At 39.7% G+C, this 23364-nt stretch carries 20 protein-coding genes; 3 read left to right on the plus strand and 17 right to left on the minus strand.

Translation table 11 applies throughout. From position 1 onward, the window contains the following. Positions 1-13: 13 nt before the first annotated feature. From flgL to AC1ECF_RS07905, 9 genes are all read right to left on the minus strand, one after another. Positions 14-916: a flagellar hook-associated protein FlgL gene (gene flgL, locus AC1ECF_RS07865; RefSeq protein ID WP_480388850.1), complete on the minus strand. Its 903-nt coding sequence runs from the start codon at positions 914-916 to the stop codon at positions 14-16. Positions 917-932: 16 nt separating this feature from the next. After that, on the minus strand, positions 933-2474 hold the full coding sequence (gene flgK / locus AC1ECF_RS07870; RefSeq protein WP_480388851.1) for a flagellar hook-associated protein FlgK: 1542 nt from the start codon (positions 2472-2474) through the stop codon (positions 933-935). A 12-nt stretch (positions 2475-2486) separates the two neighbouring features. After that, positions 2487-2981 carry a flagellar protein FlgN gene (locus AC1ECF_RS07875; RefSeq protein ID WP_480388852.1) on the minus strand — a complete coding sequence of 165 codons (495 nt, stop codon included), beginning with the start codon at positions 2979-2981 and terminating at the stop codon, positions 2487-2489. A gap of 12 nt (positions 2982-2993) precedes the next feature. Next, positions 2994-3254, minus strand: a complete 261-nt coding sequence (gene flgM / locus AC1ECF_RS07880; protein WP_480388853.1) for a flagellar biosynthesis anti-sigma factor FlgM — start codon at positions 3252-3254, stop codon at positions 2994-2996. An 82-nt stretch (positions 3255-3336) separates the two neighbouring features. Further along, positions 3337-3744, minus strand: coding sequence for a TIGR03826 family flagellar region protein (locus AC1ECF_RS07885; RefSeq protein WP_480388854.1), 408 nt, complete (start codon positions 3742-3744; stop codon positions 3337-3339). A 44-nt stretch (positions 3745-3788) separates the two neighbouring features. Next, the gene (locus AC1ECF_RS07890; protein WP_480388855.1) at positions 3789-4406 is read right to left on the minus strand and encodes a ComF family protein; all 618 of its coding nucleotides are present in this window, start codon (positions 4404-4406) and stop codon (positions 3789-3791) included. Next, the gene (locus AC1ECF_RS07895; protein ID WP_480388856.1) at positions 4403-5455 is read right to left on the minus strand and encodes an ATP-dependent helicase ComFA; all 1053 of its coding nucleotides are present in this window, start codon (positions 5453-5455) and stop codon (positions 4403-4405) included. Before AC1ECF_RS07895 ends, AC1ECF_RS07890 begins: the two co-directional genes overlap by 4 nt. A gap of 299 nt (positions 5456-5754) precedes the next feature. Next, the gene (locus AC1ECF_RS07900) at positions 5755-6600 is read right to left on the minus strand and encodes a DegV family protein (RefSeq protein ID WP_480388857.1); all 846 of its coding nucleotides are present in this window, start codon (positions 6598-6600) and stop codon (positions 5755-5757) included. A 107-nt stretch (positions 6601-6707) separates the two neighbouring features. Then, on the minus strand, positions 6708-7274 hold the full coding sequence (locus tag AC1ECF_RS07905; protein WP_480388858.1) for a nuclear transport factor 2 family protein: 567 nt from the start codon (positions 7272-7274) through the stop codon (positions 6708-6710). 226 nt (positions 7275-7500) lie between these two features. Between AC1ECF_RS07905 and AC1ECF_RS07910 the strand changes: the two genes are divergently transcribed. After that, positions 7501-8415 (plus strand): nuclease-related domain-containing protein, encoded by a 915-nt coding sequence (locus AC1ECF_RS07910; protein WP_480388859.1) that lies wholly within the window; start codon positions 7501-7503, stop codon positions 8413-8415. Between the two features lie 579 nt (positions 8416-8994). Here AC1ECF_RS07910 and AC1ECF_RS07915 read toward each other — a convergent pair. Further along, a complete protein-coding gene (locus AC1ECF_RS07915) occupies positions 8995-9669 on the minus strand; it encodes a response regulator (protein WP_480388860.1) in 675 nt (224 codons plus the stop codon). Between the two features lie 35 nt (positions 9670-9704). Further along, positions 9705-10850: a sensor histidine kinase gene (locus tag AC1ECF_RS07920; protein WP_480388861.1), complete on the minus strand. Its 1146-nt coding sequence runs from the start codon at positions 10848-10850 to the stop codon at positions 9705-9707. A gap of 136 nt (positions 10851-10986) precedes the next feature. Between AC1ECF_RS07920 and AC1ECF_RS07925 the strand changes: the two genes are divergently transcribed. Continuing rightward, positions 10987-11622, plus strand: coding sequence for a YigZ family protein (locus AC1ECF_RS07925; protein WP_480388862.1), 636 nt, complete (start codon positions 10987-10989; stop codon positions 11620-11622). A gap of 111 nt (positions 11623-11733) precedes the next feature. Next, positions 11734-12789, plus strand: coding sequence for an LCP family protein (locus AC1ECF_RS07930; RefSeq protein WP_480388863.1), 1056 nt, complete (start codon positions 11734-11736; stop codon positions 12787-12789). Positions 12790-12885: 96 nt separating this feature from the next. Here AC1ECF_RS07930 and AC1ECF_RS07935 read toward each other — a convergent pair whose 3' ends face one another. The 6 genes from AC1ECF_RS07935 to AC1ECF_RS07960 all read right to left on the minus strand — a co-directional run bounded on the left by AC1ECF_RS07935 (position 12886) and on the right by AC1ECF_RS07960 (position 23238). Beyond that, on the minus strand, positions 12886-13935 hold the full coding sequence (locus AC1ECF_RS07935) for a glycosyltransferase family 4 protein (protein WP_480388881.1): 1050 nt from the start codon (positions 13933-13935) through the stop codon (positions 12886-12888). Between the two features lie 91 nt (positions 13936-14026). Then, positions 14027-15547 (minus strand): murein biosynthesis integral membrane protein MurJ, encoded by a 1521-nt coding sequence (gene murJ / locus AC1ECF_RS07940; RefSeq protein ID WP_480388864.1) that lies wholly within the window; start codon positions 15545-15547, stop codon positions 14027-14029. Beyond that, positions 15544-16638, minus strand: a complete 1095-nt coding sequence (locus AC1ECF_RS07945) for a glycosyltransferase (protein WP_480388865.1) — start codon at positions 16636-16638, stop codon at positions 15544-15546. Before AC1ECF_RS07945 ends, murJ begins: the two co-directional genes overlap by 4 nt. Next, positions 16638-17780, minus strand: a complete 1143-nt coding sequence (locus AC1ECF_RS07950) for a polysaccharide pyruvyl transferase family protein (RefSeq protein ID WP_480388866.1) — start codon at positions 17778-17780, stop codon at positions 16638-16640. Before AC1ECF_RS07950 ends, AC1ECF_RS07945 begins: the two co-directional genes overlap by 1 nt. A 1039-nt stretch (positions 17781-18819) precedes the next feature. Then, entirely contained in the window at positions 18820-21075 is a 2256-nt protein-coding gene (locus tag AC1ECF_RS07955) for an S-layer homology domain-containing protein (protein ID WP_480388867.1), read from the minus strand. Positions 21076-21774: 699 nt separating this feature from the next. Further along, positions 21775-23238: an O-antigen ligase family protein gene (locus tag AC1ECF_RS07960; RefSeq protein WP_480388868.1), complete on the minus strand. Its 1464-nt coding sequence runs from the start codon at positions 23236-23238 to the stop codon at positions 21775-21777. Positions 23239-23364 lie beyond the last annotated feature (126 nt).

A 23364-nucleotide genomic window follows, 5' to 3' on the forward strand; every position in this document is an offset into this window, starting at 1 on the left:
TTCTGCGAGAAGCTTATCGAAGAAAATCAACTAGAGTTTGTTGAATAATTCGAGATCCTACCGATAACCCTGCACTGTGAATCGATTCTTGTGTAATCAGTTCTGTTATAGCTTTTTCATAATCCACATCTTCATTATTTGAAAGCTGCTTCTGAATAATGACGTTTTGAGAAGAAATCCTATCGGCTACCATTTCGACACGATTTTGACGTGCACCTATCTGTGAACGTTCAGCTAATACTCTGTCTATACTACTGTCTGCCTCTGTAAGCATACTGCTAATTTGAGTTCCTGTTGATCCATTTGTAAGCAAATCGCTTAAATCATTCAACATGCTATTCATACTCTGAAATGCATCAGCACCGGTAGAATTAACTTCTAGTTTTACCCCATCATTTACCTCAATGCTTACTTTCTCATTGACACCGGTTGCTATTAAAAATCCATCAGCATTATAGTCTGGTGCTGTTCCATCACTATTGTATAAAGGACTTAACGTCTTTGTTCCAGAAAAAATGTGTTTATCTCCAACCTTTGTGTTGGACAAGTCTAAAATTTGCAATTTTAATTGTTCAATTTCTTGTGCTATTTTAGATCGATCGTCTGGTGTCTTTGAATCATTTGCAGCGTCAACAATTAATTCTCTCACTCGTTGTAATGCTGATCCTACTTTATCTAACGCATCATCAGTTGAATCAAGCCAGTTATTTGCCTCATCCAAGTTACGTTCATACTGCTCAATTTTATTTAGACTAGTTCGATAGCTTATTCCTTTAATAGCCACAACTGGATCTTGTGAGGGTCTTGTAATCTTTTTACCGGTATTTAATTGATCTTGCAAAACTCCCATTTTGGAATAACTACTCGATAAATTTCGAAGCATGTTATTCGAAAGCATTGATTGGGTTACTCGCATGAAATATCCCTCCTAATTATAGACCTACTCTACCCATACCATTAATTATTTTATCTAGAGTTTCATCTACTACAGTAATCATCCTAGCAGATGCATTATATGCTTGCTGGAACATAATCATATTTGTCATTTCTTCATCGAGAGAAACGGAACTTACTGATGCTCTATTGTTCCCTATAGTAAGTTGTTTATTAGCTGTTGTTTTTTGCAAGCGGGCTGCCTGTTCCCCATCCACCCCAATTCTTCCTATAAGGGATTCATAAAATGTTTGAACAGATGCACCATTGATTAATGGAACAGATTTAACATCAGCTAATTTTAAGCTGTTTAAACCGTTTCCTTCTTGATTAATTAAAGTTGAAGCTGCAAGTAGATTTTCATTATCTCTGATATCCTGACGCACTTTCATATCCCCTGCACCTGTGCCTTGGAAGAAAAGTTGTCCATTTATACTTGGACTTATATTGTTAGGATCTGTATTATCCGCTAATGTAAATCCTTCTGCATGTAATCTATTAAATTCATCTATAAAAGCACTAGCCATAGTATCAATATCACTTATTAAGCCCGGAAAATATCCAATGGCATTAGTTGACCCTGGTGTTGTATATCCATAAGAGCCGATAAGAGAAGCAAATTTACCTTCATTCTTATTAAAATCGGTAAATAATAAACTATCTCCCGCTGTCGCTGGAGCACCATTAAAGGTAAGCTGAGTGAATGGATCATTAGTTGTATTTGTCATCGTAATATTATGAACTAACTCCGTAGATTCTTTCCCTTCCACTAGCTTAACTGTCGAACCATCACTTTTCTTTATACTCACAGTAACAGTTCCTTCTGCTATCGCCAGTGAATTACCGCCAGTTTTATCATATCTAATTTCAATCGGAAAATATCCGGATAGCTCGTCCAGTAAGTTGTCTCTTTCATCATATAAATCATTTGGCATATAACCATTTGGCTCTATTTTTTGTATATTTTCATTAATGGAAGCAATTTGTTTTAATAAAGAATTAATATCTTTTGTAGAAATATCAATTTCACTTTTTAAGTTTCCTTGGATATCGGTAAGCTGTTTATGAATATAATTAAAGGAATCAGCCACTGCAATACCTCGTTCAATCACAACTCTTCTAGTTCCTGCATTTTCTGGTCTTCCACTTAAGTCACCCAAAGAGCTCCAAAATAAATCCAAAGATTCATTTAATCCAAAATCTGATGGTTCTGACAATACATCTTCTACTTGCGTAATAACTTCTGACCTGGCATTCCAATACCCTAAGGCATTAGATTCTTGTCTATATTGACGATCAATAAATTGATCACGTATACGCTGGATTGAATGAGCTTCTACTCCTGTTCCTATAAAACCTGGTACTTTTCCAGCATTTAAACCTATGCCTGGGAACGGTAGAGTGGGCTGCATGTTTACTTTTTGTCTGGAATAGCCTAAGGTGTTGGCATTGGAAATGTTATGTCCAGTTGTATATAGTGCTGTTTGTTGAGTAAACATACCTCGCTTACTAGTTTCTAGTCCCATAAATGTCGATCGCATGGGTTATCCTCCTTAAGCTTGTGAATCGAAATAGGATTTATCCTTTGAAGGACTTTTTACTTCGTTTCTCGAGTAATTTATTTGGTCTGGCTTAGGTCGTAGCAAATCTAAAGTCATATTGACAAACTGTAATGATTGGAATAACAGCTTTTGATTCAGTTCGTTTTGCTGCTTTAATGTCTCTACTGTTAATAGCAGCTTATTTCTTGCGGCCTTTAGTGAACCTTGTTCTTCCTTTGTGCTGGTATGCTCCAGTACATGAGCAACGGTTGGGCTATCAATCGGAGCAATTCCTTTTGCTCGAAGGTAATCCGTTACCTCGATTTGACGCTGTTGCTCAAGCTGAGAAATCCCAGCTACATGTGCCTGCTCGTCCTTGAGCAGCTGGTTCAGGCTGTCCATGTCCCCCACTTTAATGGCTTCTGTTTTTTTATATGCAATCTCTAGCAAGCTTTTATGAAGCATATCTAATTTATCAAGGGCCAACAAAATATTGTTTATGGACATGGTGATTCTCCTTTATAGCTTATAATAGTTTAAAATATTCGCAGCGAGCTGCTTTGGGTCTACCTTATAGGTGCCGGCATCAATTTGTGCTTTTAAGGAAGCCACTCGCTCTGCCTGTTCCACCTCTATCGGAGATTTTGTTTGCATGCTTTTGGCTGTGGATGAAATCTCCAGCTGGTCTGCTGCTGGCTTGATTGTGCTATTCACCTTTTCTGCTTGCTGCTGACGTTTATACGGATTGACTTGATTAACTCCCAGATTCGTAATCTTCATAAACAAACCTCTCCCTTTCGCTCTATTTATCTATCGTATATTTCGGCACTGTTTCTCAATAGTTTAGAGATACCCTCTAATTTCATCTTTGGTCTTTATGATAGGCCCCTTCTTGCTGGTTTACTTTTTCTCTAAATTCCTTCGCAGCTTCATATTGACGAAGATTCGACTTTAGCTCCTCCGTACAATTCACACAAAGCTTGCCTATATTGATTAGCTTACCACAATTATCGCATGGATAACCAAGGTTAGGGAACATAGCTGGCTGCAGTCTTCCCTTGCGCACCCATTTATGTAGAAGCTTTTCTTCTACTCCCGTCACCTCTACAATTCTCTCTACTGTTGCTGCACGATTTTCACGCTTACGCAAAAAGCGATACACCGTTTCATATTGTTTTTCTTCATTCATTGCACAAGGATTACATACCTCACGAAGCCCTGTATAATTAAAAAATTCACCGCATGAAGAACAATTTTTCAGCTCACCCATGATGCTTACCTCCCGATACTGTTCATATAACTTATATCGGCAGATTATCCTTTGATTAAAGTAAGCGCATAGACCTTTCTCGCTCCAGCTTCCTTTAGTGCTTTTGCAGCATGATGTAAGGTTGCCCCAGTAGTATAAATATCATCAAAGAGCAGATAGTCTTTGCTTTCTACTTTCCCAGTCGCTTGAAACAAAGGCTCTGCATGCAACCGCTCACTTCTCGATTTTCGTCCCTGCTCCCCTGCTTCTAGCTTACCTAATAAAGACTGATAGGCTATCCCATCTAGCAGCAACTCTATATGGGAAAACGTTCGGATTCTCTGCTTATCTGGATGCATTGGTATGGGGACTAGCACACTCTGAATTTTGCCGAGCCTGTCCTTCAATTCACCTGTGAAAACAGTATGCAGAGCAGCATCTTGTAAAAACTTATATTGGTGTAGATACTCCTTCATCGGCTCGTTATACGTGTAAAGAGCAGACGCCGAATCCAAGGAACCCTCGTACCTAGTTCCCTTAAAATCCTGAAAATCGATATGCCCTTCAAACCGTTCAAATTTCTCTATACAACGATTGCAAGCTCTTGCTTCCTGCTCTAAAAAGAACAATCTTCGCCAGGTCGGCTTCGGATCAAACCTTCCTTGGCATAACAAACAAATCATTCCTTATTCCACCCTTCTATAGAGTGCTTGGCCTCGTCCATCGCAAGCGTGATGCCATGATGAAAAAACACAATCTCTCCTTTTGGAAAACGGTGAGATCGTCCGACTCGTCCACTAATTTGAATCAAGGCACTGGCAGTGAAAATGTCTTGCTCTGCACCTACTACCGCTACGTGTAAGTTTTCGATAGTGATTCCCCTTTCTAGAATGGTCGTCGTAAGCAGCCCTGGCAGCTCTTTTGCCCGAAGCTTCAGCACAAGCTCTTTTCGATCGGGATGCTCCGCATGGACGCGTGGAAGATTGCCCGGGAAATTTTCGAGCATTTCAATAGTAGGAAGGAAGAGTAGAAATGGGATCTGCTTCTTCTGTTTTTCGTTTATCCATTGCTGTAATGGATACGGTATCTTTCCTTTCTTTAACTGTCTCGCATAGCCCCATAATCCAACAAATTTGGGGACGGGCAACGGAAAGCCATGAAATCGTTTGGATAAAAAGGAATGATTGGTCGTTTGAAGTGTTTTGGTAGGAGTGGCTGTTACATAGTGGATAGCGGTAGAAGGCTTTGCAGCTTTTTGAACCGCTGACTGAAGGGTTTGATCGGCATAGTAAGGAAAGGCATCTGCCTCGTCCACGAAAATGACGTCAAAGGCAGCTTCAAATCGATATAGCTGATGAGTGGTAGCAAGGACGAGCTCTGCAAAGCCGTCCTGCTCCGGAGCTCCCCCATACAGTGCGTGTATTGTCGTTTTAGGGAAAACTTGTTCAAAGCGTGGGAATAATTCAAGAATCACATCTGTTCTCGGTGCAGCGACGCATACTCGCTTGCCAGCCTGTAGAGCAGCGAAAATAGACGGAAATAAAAGCTCCGTCTTTCCTGCCCCACATACAGCGTGCAATAGATGAGATTCGTCCCGCTTCACGCTGGTTAGCAATTCATCGCTAGCCTTTTGTTGAAGGGGGGTAAGGCTCCCTTCCCAGTTGAACACATGGGCGTTCGCGCCGCGAGCATGCTCCTTGCTCCAAAGGAGTAATTCGGTGCAGCTGCTCACCCGCCCCATCCTTATGCAATTGCGACAATAGGTACAGGTTTGATTACAGCGAGAACAGGGAAAGGAATAAAAGTGATTGGGATTAGTAGTTAGACATCGGTTACAAACTTGCTTCTTTAATTTCCACAGAAAAAAAGATATTGAGAAGGTACCGATGCCAGGTTTGAGGGTTATGTGGCCGCTGGCAATGTGGGCATCGATGACTTCGCGAGGAAATGGTGTATGATCACGAAGCCAGATTCGGCCGGTAAGGAATTGTTGCAGGTATTCGTTCATGGACATCATCCTAACGTTTTGGGCTAGTCAACAATCGTCCAACCTAGTCCCATCGAGCCTTCGCCGAGATGTGTTCCGATAACTGGGCCAAAGTAGCTGATGATAAACTCTACGTTCGGCATAGTCGCAGCTAGCTCGTCTCTCCATGCAAGTGCATTGTCCTCATTGTTTGCATGGATGATGGTCGCTTGTACTTTTTTGGAGTTGTTTGCGTCCTCTTGTAGCATGTCCGCTATCCGCTTCATCGCTTTTTTGCGAGTACGAACCTTTTCAAATGGCACGATGACTTTATTTTCAAAGTGAAGAATCGGCTTGACCTGTAGCATGGATCCGATGACACGTTCAATTCCTGTCAATCTTCCTCCACGGTGAAGGTGATCCAGATTGTCTACCATGAAATAGGCACGCGTTTTCTTTTTCATATTGTTTAGCTCTTCTAGGATGCTTTCAGCAGATTCTCCTGCTTGCGCCATTTCCGCTGCACGGATGACATAGAATCCTTGAACCATACAAGATACTTCAGTATCAAACGTATAGACGTCTACATTGTCTACCATTTCTCCTGCTTGTGCTGCTCCAGCTAGCGTTCCACTGATTCCACTCGATAGGTGGATGGAGATGACCGCGTCGTATTCTTTCGAAAGATCTTCATACATACTCACAAAATCTCCTAATGCAGGCTGTGAGGTTTTAGGTAAGGCATGTTCGTTTCGAATCTTTTCATAAAACTCACTTGCATTAATATCTACCTCTTCGCGGTGTGTCTCGTTTCCAATGACCACACTAAGCGACACCATACGTATATTCAATCTTTCTCGTAGGTCTAAAGGTATATAAGCCGTACTATCAGTTACTACTACCGTTTTCATGTAAAAAATCACACTCCTACCTAACAGTTTACTTAATTTTGAATGGAAAAGAAAGTATAAAAAGACCCCAAACATGATATTTATCATATATGCTGGGGTGACGCTTATTATTCAGCTGTTTCTCCTATATAATATACACTTGTTACCACCCATTTATCCTCTTCTTTTACGAAAACAGTTACCTGACGACCCTTGCGATCTAGGTTGGTGCCAGATTCCGGCTGACTTAGAGAGATATCTAGGTTGGAATAAACTTGTGCTTCATTTTCATCATACTTGATGATTGTTATATCGCTAGCAGCTCGCACCGTGTCATATTCTTCGAAGGTCTGTGCGACTACTTCTTTTTCATTTGCATAATCAAAGCCTTCTGGATTTTTGGAGATTACCTCTAAGTAGCTAGCGAGGTCCTCTTTATTGAAAGCTTCGATATATTGATTGAAAGATTGAAGGATTGCTTCTTTTTCATTTTCCGGGATGTTGGTAGCTTCTTCAATATTCCCGCCAGCCATCTCAAAGCCTATATCCGATTTATCCTTCGCCCCATGGTCCGTTACCGTTTGAGCATTCGTTGGTGCATTGTCATTTACCGACCCTGCATTTTGTGTTTCTTCTTTATCACTACAAGCAGCTAGTAATAAGGACATCGCTGCAATTATAAGAATTTTTTTCATTGTCTAAATCCCTCCTGCTGTTCGTATTTTGTCATAGTTAGGACGAAAACTCAATAAGTATGTTCCGCTGATGCTGATAATGAAATATTCTGATGATTGGAGTAAGATAAAAGGAGAGATTTGACACCCACTAAAAAGCAAGGAGATGGAGAAAGTTTGACAACCATTAAAGATGAACGCTAATAGAGAGCACGTGACAACCTATAAAAAAGCAAGGAGATGGAAGATGAGTTTATTGAAGAGATTACCTACCGAGCACGAAAGGTATAGCTGGATTGAAGAAGACTTCAGAAAAAGAGAGTCCGGAATTCGAGGCGAGGAACGACTTCTAAAGAAATTAAATGAGCTTCGCCTAGAGAATGGCTTTCGTGTAATCCCAAACATAGAGCTCCAAATGGAAAATTGGGTCATCCAGATAGATTGCCTGGTTCTGACGGACCGCTGCTGTATTGTGCTTGAATCGAAGAATGTGAGCGGCGACTTGTATTTTAAGGAAAAAATCGAAGAGTTCTATAGAATTGTGGATGAGGAAGAAATCAATTACCCAAACCCCTATTTCCAATTAATGAAGCATCTCCGTTTTATGAAAGAGTTGATGAGAAAGGATTTCCCCTCTTTAAAAATAACCGGCGCAGTAGTCATCACCTCTAAAAATAGCCGTATCCGCGAAAAACCCTCTTTTTATCCAATTTTCAAGCTCGAAGCGATCGTTGAAAAGATCCATTCCATTTATGAGAATTCCCCAGCCAATCAACTATCTACCAAACAACTTGATAAAATAGAAAAGCTTCTCCTTAAGAATCAAGCTCCCTATAAGCAACCCCCTCTTTGTGAATACTACCGAATACTTCCGAGCGAGCTGAAACCTGGAGTAGAATGTCCTGGATGCGGAGTTCTAGGAATGAAGCGAATCGGGAAAACGTGGAGCTGCCAATCGTGTGGGGTTACTAGTAGAAATGCGCATGAGAAGACGGTGGAGGATTATTTTCATCTAATTAAACCCCAAGTAACGAATAAAGAATTTCGACAGTTTGCTAGAATAGAATCTCGGCACGTAGCCAATCGTTTATTACAAAACATGAATCTAAAAATGTATAAGGTTGGTCCGCACACTTACTACACAAAAGATAGCACCCGCTAGAGAGGATTCCTTAGACATACCAAGGTGTTTTTGACCTTCGCGCGAAAGCGCTTGGTTTTCGAGCAATAGACTGCTAGTTTCGCGCAGTAGTGGCTCACTTTCGAGCAGTAGACCAGCTTTATCGAGCGGTAGCCCTTAGGATTTTGATCTTCCGCGCGAAAGCGCTTTGTTTTCGAGCAATAGACTACCAGTTTCGCGCAGTAGCGGCTCATTTTCGAGCAGTAGACCCTCTTTACCGAGCGGTAACCCGAAGTGTCTTTGTCTTCCGCGCGAAAGTGCTTGGTTTTCGAGCAATAGACCTACTAGTATCGCGCAGTAGCAGCTCATTTCCGAGCAGTAAACCCGCTTTACCGGTAACCCGAAGTGTCTTTATCTTCCGCGCGATAGCGCTTGGTTTTCGAGCAATAGACTACTAGTATCGCGTACTAGCGGCTCATTTCCGAGCAGTAGCCCCTCCATACCGAGCAATAGATCAAAGTGTTCTTATCTTTCCTGCTATAACCTCCCACTCCTGCTAGATAACCTACTGCCTAAACCAACCAAAAACCCCCTCACACAGTGAGGGGGTCCAATTATCTATTATCGCACTTCGACCCAGCCATTTTTGATGCCTGTTACGACTGCTTGAGTGCGGTCGTTCACGTTCATCTTTTGTAGGATGCTGGATACGTGGTTTTTGACTGTTTTTTCAGAGATAAATAGAGTTTCTCCGATGGTGCGGTTGCTTTGTCCGTCTGTTAGTAATTGTAGGACTTCGCATTCGCGCTTCGTTAATAAGTGGAATGGGCGGCGAATTTCGGTTTGATGGAAATTGCCTTTATTTTCACGTTCGCTTAAGCGACGGAATTCTTGTACTAGATTACGAGTTACTTTTGGATGTAAGTAAGATCCGCCTTTTGCTACTACTTTGATAGCAGAGACGATTGCTACTGCGTCCATTTCTTTCAGCATGTATCCTAGTGCACCTGTTTTTAGTGCGTGAGAGACATAAGACTCATCGTCGTGGATGGAGAGCATGATTACTTTTGCTTCTGGGTATTTTTCCATTAGCTCTTGTGTAGCATCTACCCCATTTTTAGTTGGCATGTTGATGTCCATTAGTATTACGTCTGGGAAATGTTGTTCGTAAAGGCGTAGCACGTCATCACCGTCGCTACCTTCCGCTACTACTTCAAAAGTATCTTCAAAGTCTAGGATTCTCTTAACTCCTTCACGGAAAAGTTGGTGGTCATCTATAATGATTATTTTTGTCATTGGTCATTTCCTCCTATTAAAAACGGCTGTAGTTACTATTCCTCATTTAGCGGGATGCTAAACAAAATTGTCGTGCCATTGCCTGGCGATGAAACAATTTTCATTGTCCCTTCAAGTAAATCCACTCTCTCTTGCATACCAATCAATCCAAAGGACTTTTCCTTTACGACCTTTGGATCGAAGCCAATACCATTGTCTTTCACAATAATATTCATTTTGTGTTTGGCCCATTCGAGCTTCACCCATGCCTCCGTGAATGCACCATGCTTGACACCATTGGTTAGACATTCTTGGATTAAACGAAAAATTGCTACTTCAAAATTCGGCTGAAGTCGCTGTTCCTCTCCGAAGGTTTGGAAATATATTTTGTGGTTCGGATTATATTCTTCCATTGTAGAGATATACTTTCGAAGAGTCGGAATCAAGCCTAAATCGTCTAGAGCCATAGGGCGAAGATCATAAATGATTCGTCGAACCTCGGATAAGGCATTACGGACCATCATTTTCAGCTCCGTAATTTCCTCCATTGCTTGTTCACCGCCACGCTGCTGATATGTAAGGTTTATTAAATCTGTTCTAAGTAACACATTAGCAAGCATTTGTGCAGGTCCATCATGTATCTCACGTGAAAGTCTCTTTCTTTCTTCCTCTTGAGCTTCAATTATCTTTAATGTAAAGTCTTGCTTGATTTTTGCATTCTCAAGCGCCACTCCTACTTCCTTTAAATCGGAAGTTAAATAATTCATGACGATATTTACTTGTGTGACAAGCTGATCCGCTCGTTCAATCATTTCAAGTAAGCCTTGTAGTCTTCTTTCGAGTTCATCTCTTCTGTGCCTAAGTTGTTTTTCTTCATTTCGTTTAATTAGTAGATTAATTTGAAGTTCATTAGCTGTTTCATATGCAAGTCGGACCTGGGGCTCGTCATAAGAATCGAAATTCTTTGACACCTCTGCTAGTCTATTACGAGCAAGCCTAGATTTTGCCTCTAATGTGTCCCCTTCCACAATCACTAATTCGATGTTTCCCCGAATTATTTCTAACTCCACCTTCATTTCCTCAAAGCTTTGGCGGCTTTGTTCGCTTATAATGAAAATATCCTTTTTCGAATGATCCATTACTTCGACCATTCGATCGAAAATAACATCTAACGATTGGACTGCAAAGTGCTTATTCGTCATATGTTTTCCCCTTTTTTGGTTGCAAATGAGACTTCATTCATTCTTTCTGACAAATCTATTATAGCACTAATTTACTAAAAATAAATTAAAATTACTTTACAACTATATTTCAAACAAATCTGGAGGGATATTTATCATGAAAAACAATTACCGAACTGTGAAAGGCTATGGAGAGAAGGAAATCATTATTCAAAAGTCCCGTTTTATCGCTTATGTAGAGCGGGCGGAAACAGAAGAGGAAGCACAAAATTTTATTAACACCATTAAGCAAAAGCATAAAGATGCAACTCATAATTGTTCTGCCTATATGATCGGAGAGCATGATCACATACAAAAAGCAAATGATGACGGGGAACCTTCTGGTACAGCAGGAGTTCCGATGCTTGAAGTCCTAAAAAAACGGGAATTAAAAAACACAGTTGTAGTAGTGACTCGATATTTTGGAGGAATTAAGCTTGGAGGCGGGGGACTCATTCGAGCTTACGGAAAAGCAACGACAGAAGGGATTGATGCAGCGAAAGTTGTAGAAAGACAAGTACATTGTTTAATGAAAATATCGATTGACTATACCTGGCTAGGGAAGGTCGAGAATGAAGTTAGACAATCCACCTATCTACTCAAAGACATTGCCTATGCAGAATTAGTCGAGTTATACGTATATACGAAGCAAGAAGAACAGGACAGCTTTTCAGATTGGGTCACTGAAATGACAAATGGACAAGCAATGATAGAACTTGTCGAAAAAGAGTATTTAGAAGAAGAAATAAATTAAATTTACCTAATCTCTTTTCCAATGTATAATAAAGGGTATTGTAATGTTTTTGAAACTTAATTTGTTGAAAAACGTCAGTTTACCTAACAATGTCCCTAAGGAGATTAAAACATGAATAGAAAATCATATAAAAAGGTAAAGAAAAAGGGATCGAAAAAGCGGCTAGCTTTACAGATTTCTTTAATCATTGTTGCATCTTTGCTAATTTCTTTGTCGACCTATGCGGCTTATTTGACCAAAAAAGCAGAAACCGCGGCTGACCAGGCTTATGAAAAAGTAGAAGGTCGGGATACTTCCGAGTTTCGTGCCGAGAAGGTAGAGCCGATTAATGACAATGTATCTGTCCTATTTATAGGGGTCGATGACAGCGAGAAGCGCGACCAAGGAGAAAAAGGCACACGTACAGATGCATTGATTCTTGCTACCTTAAACAATCAATCAAAATCTGTAAAGCTTGTGAGCATTCCTCGTGACTCCTATGTCTATATAGATGAGGTTGGATACAACGATAAAATTACCCATGCACATTCTTTTGGTGGCACCAAGGCGACCATTGAAACAGTAGAGGATTTACTAGAAGTACCTGTTGACTATTATGTAAAAATGAACTTCAATGCCTTCATCGAAGTGGTAGATGCACTTGGAGGAATCGAAGCCGAGGTTCCTTATAAGCTTCTAGAAAAAGATGAAAACGATCAAAATACGGTGGCTCTAGAGCCAGGTTTACAGGAACTAGACGGACGTGAGGCATTGGCACTTGCTAGAACTCGAAAGCTTGATAATGACATAGAACGTGGGAAACGTCAGCAAATGATTCTTTCAGCTATCGTGAAAAAAGCGAGCTCTGCTACTTCCTTTACGAAATATGGAGAAGTGATTGAAGCAGTAGGAAACAACATGAAGACAGATATGACATTCGATGAAATGAAATCCTTCTTTGAATACATCAAGGGGGGGGCCCCTCAAATCGATACACTGACTCTTGAAGGCTATGATGATATGAGCACAGGTGTTTACTATTGGAAGCTCAAAGAAGAAAGCCTAGAAGAAACAAGGGATATCTTAAAGACACATCTTGGGATCATCCCTGGGTTAGACAATGTATCAGATAGCGATACCCATAATACTTTGGAAGGTATTGCAGTAGAGGATGATTCCATCAACTAAAAAATGCTCTAGGAGGATATAATTCTCCTAGAGCATTTTTCATTCATAGAGAAAGCCTTCTATTCTTTGTACAAGAATAGAAGGCTTTCTTTCGTATTATCGGTTTCCAATAATCTTTACTAAGTTTAGAATAGGTCGATAGTTTTTGCCGGCCAAGCCAACAACTTCTACGAATAATTCAATAGCTAAGAGAATAATAGCTAATAATAGAATTCCTCCCCAAACGGTAGCTTGGGAGAAGATCAATGCTGCGATGCCGAACATCGCTGCAATTGCATAAATAATCAATACGGATTGACGATGAGTAAAGCCTGCATTCAATAAGCAATGGTGTAAATGAGATTTGTCTGGAGAGCCAAGTGGCTGCTTCATACGAATTCTTCTAACGATTGCAAAGAATGTATCAGAAATTGGAACACCAAGCATAATAACAGGGATGATTAAGGCAATCACTGTTATGTTTTTAAATCCTTCTAGTGCCAATACGGAGATCATAAATCCGAGGAATAATGCTCCAGTGTCACCCATGAAGATTTTTGCTGGGTAAAAGTTAAATACTAGGAAACCTAACGTACTAGCGGCAAGAATTGCTGCCATCACTGCAACGAATGGGTTACCCATAATTACCGCCATTGCGGACAATGTAACTAAAGCAATTGCAGATACTCCTGCAGCAAGACCGTCTAAGCCATCAATTAAGTTGATTGCATTGGTAATTCCTACAATCCAAAGGATCGTCAAAGGAATTGCAAAGTAACCAAATTGTAATTGAAAGTCGCCAAACGGCAAGTTAATAAATTCAATTTGTAATCCACCATATATTACAACACTTCCAGCTGCTAAAAGCTGGCCGAGTAATTTCGCTTTTGCTGATATTTCAAACATATCATCCAAAACACCTGTAATAATTATGATTAAAGCACCTAGGAGTAACGCCTTATCGTGTCCACCGTCAGGTCGATATACAGCGAACGCTACTACAAAAGCCAGGAATATAGCTAGTCCTCCAAGTCTCGGCATAATGCGCGCATGAACTTTTCGGTGATTTGGCTTATCAACTGCACCAATGCGGAACGCTAATCTTTTTACAAGTGGAGTAAATAAGATGGATGCAACAAATGCCAGAACCAATGTAAAGGCAAGCATCAATTCTTCTCCTCCTCACAATGTCTATTATTATGTTCAAACTCTCTGTATTATAGCATGGAAATAGCTCATTACCCAGATTTTTTTCAATTTAATTTATTGGACGCTTAAGTCGCCCAGTTAGTTTCATGAAAATGGTAGTAGCTTCTTCAATTTTTAATAAAAGAAAAGCTCCCGCAAAGGTAATGGTAAATATAACTAATCCCACTATAAATGTTAACCATTTATAGTCGAAAATAAAATACCTATTTGATAAATAAGTAACAATACCTATGAGCACAATAGCAATAGCTATCTTTCCAATTCCCTTATTACCCGAATTGAAGAAAGTTAATCCAAATTTATATTTTGCGTAAAGAGTAAGCATCATATAATTGGTTGCGGAGGATATAAGCGTTCCCCAAGCAATCGCTTGAACTCCTAGAGAATCTAAGAAAAAGTAAGTAAACCCAATATTAATGAGGAATACGTTAATCAAACTGAAGATTACCGGTACATAAGAGTTTCCTTCTGCATAATAGAACCTGGTCACATATGTGTTAGCTGCCAAGAAAAACATCGTCAGCACAAATGTTTTTAAGACAGGTGCAGTAATGGCAGTTGATTCAGCTGTAAATTTGCTGTACTCATAAATAATCTGCACTAAATTTTCTGCATAGAAGTATGCATAAACAGTAACCGGCACTAAAAGGATGATTAAATAGCGTAATCCCTTCGTATAAAGCGCTTTAATCGATGTATAATCTTTCTCCGCTACCTTTTTACTTAGCAGTGGATAAATGACCGTTGTCACAGCCGTCATTAAGATGGCCTGTGGAAATTGCGTAAGCTTGGTTGCATAGTTAACCGCTGATACATACCCATCTTCTAAAAACGCAGAGAATATACGCTGAATGATCGTATAAAATTGGATGGTTGCTCCTCCAAGCATAATCGGGAGTGCCATGATCCAAAACTTCTTCGTCGATTCATCTTGTGCAAAAGAAATTCCGACAGGATTTATTTTCAGCTTTCGATAGCCCACAATTAAGAAGAAAATCATCAGCACTGCACTCAAGAGTGCCCCTACACCATAGCTCATTGCCCCAATCCAGTAAAAACCAAATAAAGCAATGATCACAAATGCAGCATTGTAAATTAAAATAGCGACACTGGATAGATGGAACTTAGCATTCACATTTAAAAGCCCGCTATACCATGAAGATAATACTAAGAAAACCGTAGAAGGAATCATCCAAAAGGATAGATTTCTTAATAGAATATATTCATCGCCATCAAACTTTGGAAACAGTAAGTGAAGCAATGGGTCAATGAATATCAACATCAATGCAGTTAATACTAAGATAACACTGCTGATTGTTGTAAAGGTTTGCTTCACAAACGCCCCTTGATTCGTTTTTGTACGGTTATATACCGAAATAAAAGCGGTAGTAAACGCTCCCCCTACCACTAAATATAAAAAGTTTGGAATCATATAGGCCGAAATGATGCTATCTGCCGTATCAGTTGTCCCAAACTGATACCCGATGACCATTTCTCGGAAAAACCCAAACATCTTTGCAACTACATTAATGACTGCGACAGCACCAATAATTTTGACAAACTTATTCATGATCTTACTCCTTGTTCTATCGCAGTTTCATAGATAGCTTTCAATCTTGTAATGATGTTTTTCTCATCATGCAGCTGCAGCACTTCCTCCGCTTTCTCTCTATTATAGTAGTCAGCAGAGTGAACGTCCGTCAGCATTTCATTCGCAAGCGATTCTACCTCTTTCGCATTTACTAGATGTCCCGCTCCATTTTCCAGTAACGAAACAAGCCCACCAACTCTAGAAGCAATGACAGGTGTTCCTGTAGCAAGTGCTTCTAACGCCACGAGCCCAAAGCCCTCTATATGGGAAGGTAGAACAAACACATCACTCGCTTGGAACCAAGTAACAAGCTGAGATTGTGTTACTGGATCAACGAATAAAACCTTATCACTCACAAGAGGCTGAATTCTTTCAATAAAGGCAGTATCTCTTCTAGAGCCGATGACTGCTAGCTTGATATTTTTATCCGTTTTAGCTTGTACCATCTCAAAGGCTTTTAATAGCTCCTCTACTCCCTTTTGCTCAATCACATTACCGACAAAGGAAAATAGAAACTCATCCGTATTCAAGCCAAGAGATGCTCTTGCCTCGTCTTTGTTTCCCGGCTTGAAAACCTCTCTATTTACTCCCATACTCATGACGGTAATTTTATTGCGATCTATTCCAAAATCCTCATGAATTTGATCAGCCAAAACTGGTCCCACCGCTATAATATGAGCACTTTCCTCTAATATTTTCGTTGTCCAATTACGAATTCGCTCGTTTTTTTTCGCCATACGTTCAATATCTCCGCCATGAGCCGTGACTACATAAGGAATCTTCCAGAGCTTTTTCAGTAATAAAGAGAACATACCAGAAGGAAACACGTAATGAGCATGTGTAATAGAAATAGAGCTTTTATTAGCAGCACCTATTTTCAATACTTGAAGTGCCCATTTAAGATATTTTTTTAATACATTTTTAGCACCTGTTGCTGGATTCGTATTAACCCCTACTAGTGTTTGCACTCCAGCTTTTTGAAGTGCCTCTACCTGATTTTTCACAAAAATACCGTATGATAAGTGTTGCTGGGTAGGGTACATATTGCTAATGACAAAAACCTTTTTCATTATTTTTTCACAGCCTTTTGAAATTGAACTGTACCACCCATTGCTTCCTGATGAAGATGAGCGGAAATCTTTTTCGTATTCTCCACTGTATCAGCCCAGTCGTTTTTCATTTTGCCAAATGCTTGGGCAAACAGATTGCTATCCTGTTCGATGGCATCCATAGAGAAGCAATACTCCCCTAACTTCGCTAATTGCATAAAGTCATTTACTTTTTTATGGTATGCCACAGCAATAATCGGTGTTTGTGTGTCAGTTGCTAGAATTAAAGAATGTAATCTCGTTCCTATCACAACATCCTGCTCCATCGTCATTTCTAAAATAGCTTGTGGAGGAAGATTTCGATCAACAATCGTTACATTCTCCTTAGAATTCATCTTCTTCAAGATATCCTTTGTGACATCAGCATCTTGTGGATATTTTGTCGCAAAAAATGTTATCTCTACGTCTTGCTCTGCAGAAAGATTGTCTAAGTTTTTGGCCATCCCAGAAATATAAGCGTCATACTTCTCATCATTACCCTCTGGCCAATAACTTGTATTGTAATAAGGAACTGCCGTTACTCCAATTTTCTTAGGAGTCTCTGCATGCACCTTGCCTTCTCTTTGAAGCGTGAAGGCTGGGTCTCCAATAATAGCTACCGGCTTTTTCACTCCGATTGCCTGTAAAAGCTCCTTCGACTGCGGGTCACGAACCGACACACTGTCTGCATGCTTACACATATATCGGATAAACCATTTCCCTAGTGAGGTATTCAGTGGACCAGCTCCACAGCCATATACAACATAGCTAGTCCCAGCATTTTTCGCCATCATTGCGTAAGAACCGTATAGTGGAGCCTCTCTTTTATAAAGGTCCATCAAGATACCGCCACCACCAATAACAAGCAAATCAAACCCAGCTACGTATTGTTTGTTTGTCTGATATGTTTTGATAAATGTCTTTGGGGCATTTCCGTTTTTGTAATAAAGCGGATAGCTTTGCACGTTGTATCTTTCAGCAGTTTGAGCGGGGTTATTACTAAATACGGTGATATCCTCACTTTTAATGGGGAAAGTCTGAAGTAATTGCTCTATAATGCTTAATAAAATAGCTTCGTCGCCATTGTTGTCGTTTCCGTAATTTCCTACAATACCTATTTTCATAAATTCCATCCTTTTTGATACATGATTATTGATTATAACATAAGAAAAGGGCATCCGCCTATTCTGTCCCGACAAGCAAGCGAGGAGCGCCAAGTAGCCATTCCCTCAGCCACCACAGTCGTTTTCATTCTATTTCTAGTAGGCAATTTGTTTGAGATTATCGAACACTCACCTAATGTTCACTTTCCTTTGATAAACATCTCAAAAGCAAGGAAACGAATATGGTTATTCGCCATTACTTGTGGTTGATTTCCATTCTGGCTGGACGCTTTCCTGGGGGCGCGGCTCCAACTAAATTGTTTCGCATGCTTACGAAACAATTGGATTTTCCGCACGCGCTTATCCCCTAGGAGTCGCCAGCCGACACTTCAATCAACTTTTTCTTATAGGTAAATCCTAGCTTTTGGTGATGAACCTTCTTTTTGTAATTTAATAATTAAAAGTTAGAATTAGTGGAATCACTATTGGTCGGAGCAGCGTCGACGACTCAACCAGGATGAGGGAGACAGGTAAGACATAGCACGTAGCAATCGGCTATGGCTTACCGCTCATCCTGTAGAAAGCGTCCAACGTAACGGAGATCCTAGCCTCTACCCAATAAGAAAGCAATTATAATTCTTATGACGCAGATAGTTATAATGCTTCTGTTTTGTTCGATCTTATAAATCACTAATCAGAGAAGAGGCGGAACAAAACTATGTCCTTTCTTGATATGCTCTGTCTTTTTAGAATTTATTAATCAAAATTTAACATTAGTAGGATTACTATTGGTTCGGAGCAGCGTCGGCGACTCCGGCGGGAGCAAGGTGATAGGTAAGACAGCACAACCACGCGCGTTAGCGATGGGTGCTGGCTTACCTTGTGGAGGGAAAACTAAGAACGTCACATCGTGTGACAACGTTTTCCTGACCAACATCCTGTTGGCCTCCACTCCAAGCGTCCGACGATGCGAAGATCCTATGTCCATAAAAAAAGTACTTATAATTCTATTAGATAGAATCATAAGTACTTCCCATAAATTTGCATCAGTCGCAGTTTTTTATCGATGAATCGAACGATATAAGAATACGCTGAAGTGCATTCTGGTTACTGGCTTACTTGGTTTAAATGTACCATCCTCATATCCAGTCGTGATTTTATTATAAGTTAATGAAGAAATAGATTTGTGTGCCCAATAGTCTGGCTTCACATCCGAGAATGTTATTGCAGAAGTACCTGTAAGCTTATAAGCATTTGTAAGAATAGCAGCCATCTGAGCTCTTGTTAATGTTCCTTGTGGGTCATACAGATTATTTTCCTTCCCACCTACAATACGAGCATTTGCTACTGCAGCAATCTCTTTATAATAACGATGAGTTTTTGGTACGTCTGCAAAACCTGGGTCGGTCACATTTTCTAAGTCTAAGTTCAATGCTCTGCTAATTAAAACAGCCGCATGCGCTCTTGTCAGGTTCTCCGAAGGCTTGAAGGTTCCATCTTCATAACCATTAATATAATTATTGCTCGTTAAATACACAATTTCTTTTACATATACATTTTCGTCACTAATATCCGTGAATGGAGATTTTAGCTCAGATGTCGGAACCTGTACTTCCACAGCAACAGAAACCTTTTTCGTTCCAAGCTGTGCAGTTACTTTCCCTTTACCTGGCTTATTGCCCGCTGTAAATTTACCATTAGCAGTAATTTGGCCGATATCGCCTTCAACAGACCAAGATAGCTGATTGGCATTATAAATTAAGTTGTTCCCCGTTGCATCCTTTGCAGTAGCTGAGAATGAAAGCGAGCCTCCTGTATTCACTGTTTTCGCTGAACCAATCGATAAAGTGGAAGGTGCAGCTACGACACTCACCGGAAAGCTTTGAGTTGCCGTATCATAGTTAACATATACTCGATCTTCTCCTGGAGATACAGCAGTATAAGTCGTCCCTCTTGTTGTCACAAGATTGTTGTTAGAAGAAAGTGTTACCTGTGCAGGGTTAAGTTTAATCGGATTATAATGTGCATCCAACACATAGTTCACGCCTACTGTAACCGAAGCCCCTACTAACAATGTTCCAATTTTATCTCGAGATGCGCTAATGATAGCCGGCTTTCCAGTTGGCGCAGTGCTGATTGCCTCTAAAATAGTAGAAACCTTTCTCTGCGTGCCACCTGAAGGTCTGTTTGCTAATACAACCGTGTTGCTTCCATAGTCACGGATACCCATTGTAGTAGAGCCGCCACCATCCAAGTTAATGGCACGATCGACACCTAGCTTCACCAGATAATCAGCAAACTGAGTTAAGGACATCTTTTCTACCGTAACAAGATGAACCTGCTTTTTATCACTGCTGATAGCAACCGCGCTTCTAGGGACAATCGCTTTTGCCCTTGAACTGTTTGTATTCATTGTAATATAACGTTTACCATCTCTTACAAGCATTGGACCACTTCCCAGCATATACTGAGACTTTTTCCAAATTTTATTAATATCAAATCCAACAGTAAGTGTTTCTCCTACCTTTACGTTACGGAAAATATTAATCCATTTGGAGCCATTTACCGCAAGAACAAAGCCGTTTTTTGGGATAGGCGTAGTTTGTTTTACACCATAATCGCGTATCTCTGTTACTTTCCCAGTAAGCGTTTGACCAAAATAATTGCTAGTAACTGGTTCATCTGTAACAACTACAATTTCCATCCCATATTCATTTGATCCAGTACGGTCCTTATAGTATTGAGGAGTAAATACTATTGCCTCATTTGATTGTCTTTCTCTATTTAAACCGCTAGCTTCATAGGTTTGATTGTTATATGTAAGATTTACATCAAAATCAAAGCTTTCAATTTCAGCTGAGCCATCCTCTTTTATTCCAAATGCAATAGGTGAACTAACATAATAGGACTCTGAAGTAGAGATTACTCCACCATTAAAAATCTCATTATTATGTGATAGTAAATACATCGGCATTTTGTAGTTATTTGCACTAGAACTCATTTCAAAGAAACCTGCATTTATAGCCCCAACGACTCTGTGTCCCTCAACCGAGTCTCTATTCGCGATAGCAGTAGTCGTTGCTAAACTATTAATAGGTTTAGGTAATCCTATCTTTAATGCTGTGTAGGGATCTTGAAGATTAACAGCTATATGATTGACAGAATTGCTCCCAGAAGTATATTTCTTATACTGTACACCCGAGGACAAAGGCATATCCTTATTTGTTACCTGAAAAGCCATCGCTTCGACAGGAATCACCAAAATCATTAGTGCAACAATTGCCACAGATATTACTTGAAGTTTTCTTTTTAGCATGTCAATTCGCTTCATTGATATGGAAGCTAAACACCATCCTTCTCTCATTTTTCCTAAGCATAACAAAATAACCCTTACTTTTCTATGAATCTATCGATACATTTTGAAATAAAAGGGAGTTTTTTTAGAGAAAAGTAGGTAATTTGATGTGTTTTGTCTGTAAATTGATAATTTTTACATATAGTAAGTTTCTAGTTGCAAAAGGAAGATTTGACCCCTACAGGAAAGTTTACTTGGCTTTCTATCCATTATAGGATGGGAGATTTTCTGGGGTTAGAGGTTCTTAGGTTAGTTGCAAGTATTTCTGTTTTCATTGCACTTTTCTTTGTTTTAGTTGCGCTTATCTATACTTTTGTGTGCTTATCGTGTTTTTAGTGGCAAAATGGGATAAAGTGGTAACCATCGACATTCACTCATCCTCCACAGAAATGGAAGTAAAAAGGAAATACTTGCACTTCCTCAGAGGTTACTTGCTATTATGGGAATATTACTTGCTATTGCTGTTTGTTTACTTGCACAACGTGGGTAGTTACTTGCGAAACCTACTGATTTACTTACGATGCTCATATAAATGTGGTCTCACCAGAAATTTCCGACTGTACGGTCTGCTCTCACTGCATAGCCGCTCTCTCCTATCCCCCTCCCTTCAGCTCTTTACATACAAAAAAGCCAGGTTCACGAGAGAACCTGGCTTTTCATTTATTTATCTTTGAATTCAATTTTTGGATACCAATTTTGCATTGCTGCAAGCGTTCCGAATAAAAGGAAGAAGAAGACGGTATAGCCTTTTAGCTCCCAAATATTATAGTACAGGCCGGAGAATCCGGTTGAGAACCAGAGAGCAATCATGAACTTCCCAAGCATTGTATGTCTTTCTTTCCATAACAAGCCTAGCATTCCAAGTAAAAATCCTGCAAATAATAGGACACCAACCACACCAGTTTCTGCGATTACCTGAATGTATTGGTTATCTGAATAGAAGTTCTTGCCTCCATAAATATCGGACCGGATACCGTAATTATCGTAAATCGGCGAGCCATAAGATAAAGTGGCTGCACCACCAAATGTTCCGAAGCCGGCTCCTGTTAATGGATAATCAGACAGAACCTCAAATCCTTTTTTAATATAGAAGAAACGTCCGCTTTGCGTCATCAATTCGAGATTTTCCTTCGCAAAGGTTTCTTCGATACGACCGCCAATACTTCCTACGTTGTCCTTCGGGGCCTCTAAGCCGAGACTCTGAAAATAACTTAGTCCCCAGTTCACTGGGAAGTAAACTAAAATCATTGCAGCAACTCCCGCAATGACAAGTTGCTTAATGAGCTTCCACTCTTTTGAAAGAAGAATGAATACAACCGCTAACACAATTGCTGAAATCCAAGTACCACGAGAATAGGTCATCGTGAATACTCCTAAGAAGAGTACGAGACTAGTTGTTAAGAAAATCTTATACGATTTATACTTATATAAATACATCAAGAATAGTACTGCTGCAATTCCAAACATCAGTATTAGTGCAAGTGAGTTTGGGTTTCCAGGTAGTCCATAAATACGCACAATGTTTGTAGCAGAAAGTGTTTTATACTTCCACACGTCAGGCAATAGCCATTGTCTCATAGAAAGCTTTTCGACAATCCCATGAAGAGATACAAGCCACGAGGTAAATACAGTAACCCATGCTAATCTCACGAGCCAAGTATTTGGCAACAAGGAACGTGACAAGATGTAATAGATTAAATACATAATTAAGAAGGTTCTTAACTGAAATATTACGGAGCTTATACTTACGTCATTTAAAAGCCCTATAATTGAGCCGAAAATTAAAAAAGTGAAATAGATCCATTCAAACCATTTAAACGTAAGCAAGCTTTTCAAATTGAACTTACTTGATATAACCAGCTTTGCGAAGGCTGTAAAGATTACTAAATCTCCTATTAGCTTCAAGCCCGGATTTATTTCAATTAGTATTGGTCTAATTGATACATAGGGAATTAAAAATAGAAGCGCCTGAAAAGGTTTCAAATAAGAGAATACGACAAAAAATAGCGATGTCAGTACAAGAGCAATATTTGTCGGCAATAGTAGACTGACAGCCATGAACAAACATGCCCCGATGAAGGTATATAAATCCTTCTTTATTAGATGTTTATTTATTTGTGACATTGATTTATTACCCTTTCTAGTTCGTAACTTTATAACTCACCCATTATAACATCATTTTTACTTATTGACGCAAAGAATTCATAACAAATTGACAAACAAATTAAACCAGTCAATATACCCTTAATT

The sequence above is a fragment of the Psychrobacillus sp. Z3-81 genome (assembly GCF_056620325.1).

What these genes read in the sequence shown, in the direction of transcription:
- flgL (WP_480388850.1), bottom strand. Translation starts at nt 916, where the DNA reads ATGCGAGTAACCCAATCAATGCTTTCGAATAACATGCTTCGAAATTTA.
- flgK (WP_480388851.1), bottom strand. Translation starts at nt 2,474, where the DNA reads ATGCGATCGACATTTATGGGACTAGAAACTAGTAAGCGAGGTATGTTT.
- AC1ECF_RS07875 (WP_480388852.1), bottom strand. Translation starts at nt 2,981, where the DNA reads ATGTCCATAAACAATATTTTGTTGGCCCTTGATAAATTAGATATGCTT.
- flgM (WP_480388853.1), bottom strand. Translation starts at nt 3,254, where the DNA reads ATGAAGATTACGAATCTGGGAGTTAATCAAGTCAATCCGTATAAACGT.
- AC1ECF_RS07885 (WP_480388854.1), bottom strand. Translation starts at nt 3,744, where the DNA reads ATGGGTGAGCTGAAAAATTGTTCTTCATGCGGTGAATTTTTTAATTAT.
- AC1ECF_RS07890 (WP_480388855.1), bottom strand. Translation starts at nt 4,406, where the DNA reads ATGATTTGTTTGTTATGCCAAGGAAGGTTTGATCCGAAGCCGACCTGG.
- AC1ECF_RS07900 (WP_480388857.1), bottom strand. Translation starts at nt 6,600, where the DNA reads ATGAAAACGGTAGTAGTAACTGATAGTACGGCTTATATACCTTTAGAC.
- AC1ECF_RS07905 (WP_480388858.1), bottom strand. Translation starts at nt 7,274, where the DNA reads ATGAAAAAAATTCTTATAATTGCAGCGATGTCCTTATTACTAGCTGCT.
- AC1ECF_RS07910 (WP_480388859.1), top strand. Translation starts at nt 7,501, where the DNA reads ATGAGTTTATTGAAGAGATTACCTACCGAGCACGAAAGGTATAGCTGG.
- AC1ECF_RS07915 (WP_480388860.1), bottom strand. Translation starts at nt 9,669, where the DNA reads ATGACAAAAATAATCATTATAGATGACCACCAACTTTTCCGTGAAGGA.
- AC1ECF_RS07920 (WP_480388861.1), bottom strand. Translation starts at nt 10,850, where the DNA reads ATGACGAATAAGCACTTTGCAGTCCAATCGTTAGATGTTATTTTCGAT.
- AC1ECF_RS07925 (WP_480388862.1), top strand. Translation starts at nt 10,987, where the DNA reads ATGAAAAACAATTACCGAACTGTGAAAGGCTATGGAGAGAAGGAAATC.
- AC1ECF_RS07930 (WP_480388863.1), top strand. Translation starts at nt 11,734, where the DNA reads ATGAATAGAAAATCATATAAAAAGGTAAAGAAAAAGGGATCGAAAAAG.
- AC1ECF_RS07935 (WP_480388881.1), bottom strand. Translation starts at nt 13,935, where the DNA reads ATGCTTGCCTTTACATTGGTTCTGGCATTTGTTGCATCCATCTTATTT.
- murJ (WP_480388864.1), bottom strand. Translation starts at nt 15,547, where the DNA reads ATGAATAAGTTTGTCAAAATTATTGGTGCTGTCGCAGTCATTAATGTA.
- AC1ECF_RS07945 (WP_480388865.1), bottom strand. Translation starts at nt 16,638, where the DNA reads ATGAAAAAGGTTTTTGTCATTAGCAATATGTACCCTACCCAGCAACAC.
- AC1ECF_RS07950 (WP_480388866.1), bottom strand. Translation starts at nt 17,780, where the DNA reads ATGAAAATAGGTATTGTAGGAAATTACGGAAACGACAACAATGGCGAC.
- AC1ECF_RS07955 (WP_480388867.1), bottom strand. Translation starts at nt 21,075, where the DNA reads ATGCTAAAAAGAAAACTTCAAGTAATATCTGTGGCAATTGTTGCACTA.
- AC1ECF_RS07960 (WP_480388868.1), bottom strand. Translation starts at nt 23,238, where the DNA reads ATGTCACAAATAAATAAACATCTAATAAAGAAGGATTTATATACCTTC.